At 64.7% G+C, this 3,099-nt stretch carries 2 protein-coding genes; both read left to right on the top strand.

Translation table 11 applies throughout. From position 1 onward, the window contains the following. Positions 1 to 1,634, top strand: a 1,634-nt coding sequence (gene gspD / locus ACIQ47_RS15785) for a type II secretion system secretin GspD (protein WP_396438989.1), incomplete at its 5' end; no start/stop codon positions are given. Between the two features lie 7 nt (positions 1,635 to 1,641). Next, a complete protein-coding gene (locus ACIQ47_RS15780) occupies positions 1,642 to 3,048 on the top strand; it encodes a GspE/PulE family protein (protein WP_396438988.1) in 1,407 nt (468 codons plus the stop codon). Positions 3,049 to 3,099 lie beyond the last annotated feature (51 nt).

Genomic DNA, 3,099 nt, shown 5'->3' with positions numbered 1-3,099 from the left:
TGATCAGCCCCAACAACACCATCAACGTCAACCCCGGCACCAACGCGCTGGTGATCACCGACTACAGCGACAACCTGCAGCGCCTGGGCCGCATCATTGCGGCGCTCGACGTGTCCAACGCCACAGGCGTCGAGGTGCTGCGCCTGCGCCACGCCATCGCGGGCGACCTGGCCCCCATGGTGCAGCGCCTGATCGAATCGGGTGCTGCCGCTGCCCCTGCCGCTCAAGGCCAATCGGACAACTCGTTCAAGACCACCGTCATCCCCGAGGTGCGCACCAACTCGCTCATCGTGCGAGCCGCCAACCCGGCGCGTCTGGCACTGGTGCGCAGCTTGGTCGACCAACTCGACCAGCCCAGCGCCACCGGCGCGGGCGCGGCCAGCGGCAACATCCATGTGGTGTACCTGAAGAACGCCGATGCCACCAAACTGGCCGCCACCTTGCGCGCTGCCATCGCGGGTGAAGCGCGCAGCGGTGGGGTGACCAGCGGGCTGGGTGCCAACCCAGCTGCAGCGGGTGCGGCGGCGGGCAGCGCCAGCCCCTCGGCCCAGCCGTCCACCGGCGGCCAAATCCAGGCCGATACGGCCACCAACGCGCTCATCATCACCGCGCCCGAGCCGCAGTACCGCCAGTTGCGCAGCGTGATCGACATGCTCGACCAGCGCCGCGCCCAAGTGTTTGTCGAGAGCCTGATCGCCGAGGTCAGCGCCGACAAGGCCGCCGAGTTTGGTGTGCAGTGGATGAGCGGAACCGGCACCAACGGAAGCCTTGTGGGATTGTTGGGCACCAATTTTGCAGTGGGCGGTACCAACTTGCTGACCCTGGCTGCAAGGGCCGCTTCGGGCAATTACACGGCATCGACAGGCTTGAACGTGGCTATTGGCGCACAACGCAACGGTGCCTTGGCCCTCGGGGCTTTGGCGCGTTTTTTGCAGTCAAACGGCGATGCCAACGTGCTGTCCACGCCCAACTTGCTCACGCTGGACAACGAAGAAGCCAAGATCGTGATTGGCCAAAACGTACCCTTTGTGACCGGCTCCTTCGCAGGAGCTTCAGTGGGCACGACCAACCCCTTCACCACGATTGAGCGCAAAGATGTCGGCCTGACACTGCGCGTCAGGCCGCAGATCAGCGAAAACGGCACGATCAAGATGCAGGTCTACCAAGAAGTCAGCAACGTCGACGCCAAATCCGTTGGCTCCAAAGATGGCCTCATCACCAACAAACGATCCATTGAGACCAACGTGCTGGTGGAAGATGGCTCCATCGTGGTGCTGGGCGGCTTGCTGCAAGACGACACCAGCACCAGCCAGGAAAAAGTACCTGGCCTGGGCGACCTCCCTTTCTTTGGCAATTTGTTCAAGTCGGAAGCCCGCAGCCGCAAAAAGACCAACTTGATGGTATTCCTGCGCCCGGTGGTGGTGCGCGATGGCGCAGCGGCCGATGCCCTGTCGATGGGCCGCTACGAGCAAATGCGCTTGCAGCAACAGGGTTTCCAGCCACTGCCCACCGGGCCGCTGCCTGTGGCGGGCTCGGCCGTGATGCCGCCTGTGGACACGTCGCCCACCGTGACGCCGATCCCCCCCGCTGGCGCGACGCCAGCGACGCCATCCACGTTCACGCGCCAGCCCTGAGCCCGCCATGCACCACCCCCTGCCCTACACCTTTGCCCGCACCAGCAAACTGCTGTTGGAGGGGGATGGCGACCGCCTGACCCTGAGCTGGTGTGACGCCAGTGACCGTTCGGCCTTGTCCGAGGTAGCGCGCAAATTTGCAGGTCCCAGCCTTCAGATGCGAATCGTGGCGGCCGCCGAGCTGAGCCAACGCATCCACGAGGCGTATTCGGGTGGCCAGGCGCATGGCGCGTCCACCGCCGCTGCCGTGGTCAACGAGGTCGAATCTGAAGCCGACCTCTCGCGCATGATGCAAGACCTGCCCGCCGTGGAAGACCTGCTCGAAGCCAGCGACGACGCGCCCATCATCCGCATGCTCAATGCCTTGCTCACGCAGGCCACACGCGACGGGGCCAGCGACATCCACATCGAGCCCTACGAACGCCACTCGAGTGTGCGTTTCCGCATAGACGGCACCTTGCGCGAAGTTGTACAACCGAACCGGGCGCTGCATGCCGCACTGATTTCGCGCCTGAAAATCATGGCCGAACTCGACATCGCAGAAAAACGACTCCCGCAAGACGGCCGCATCAGCCTGCGCTTGGGCGCTCGCGCAGTCGACGTGCGAGTCTCCACCCTGCCCAGTGCACATGGCGAACGCGCCGTGCTTCGTTTGCTCGACAAGAGCGAAGCGCGCCTGACCCTGGAGGCCGTGGGCATGCAAGGCACGGTATTGCAACAGGTGGACCAACTCATCAGCCAACCGCATGGCATTTTGCTGGTGACTGGGCCCACCGGCTCGGGCAAAACCACCAGTTTGTACGCCGCGCTGCAGCGCCTGGACGCCACACGCCACAACATCATGACGGTGGAAGACCCCATCGAATACGAACTGCCGGGGGTGGGCCAAACTCAGGTGAACGCCAAGATCGATCTGACCTTTGCCAAGGCCCTGCGCGCCATCCTGCGGCAAGACCCGGACGTGATCATGATTGGCGAGATCCGCGACTTTGAAACCGCGCAGATCGCCATCCAGGCCTCGCTCACCGGCCACCTGGTCCTGGCCACGCTGCACACCAACGACGCAGCCAGCGCCGTCAACCGCCTGATCGACATGGGCGTGGAGCCGTTTTTGCTCAGCTCATCGCTTTTGGGTGTGCTGGCCCAGCGCCTGGTGCGAAAGCGCTGCACCGCCTGCCACGGTGCGGGTTGCGCGGCCTGCGGCCAAACCGGCTATGCCGGGCGCACCGGCATTTTTGAGCTGCTGGTGGCCACCGACGAGGTCCGCGCCCAGATCCACCACCGCGCCGCCGAAGCCGAGCTGCGCGCCACGGCCCTGGCCCAAGGCATGGTGCTGATGCGCAACGATGGCCAGCGCCTGGTGGATGCAGGCATCACCAGCGCCGAAGAGCTGCTGCGCGTCACGCGGGACTGATGCCGCATGCTGCACCCCTGTTCTCCTGTCATCCGCACTGTGCTGAAGGTC

Origin of the sequence: Limnohabitans sp. (assembly GCF_044373035.1) — a bacterium.
GTDB lineage: Bacteria > Pseudomonadota > Gammaproteobacteria > Burkholderiales > Burkholderiaceae_C > Limnohabitans_A.
This window is presented reverse-complemented; position numbering and strand designations above follow the sequence as displayed.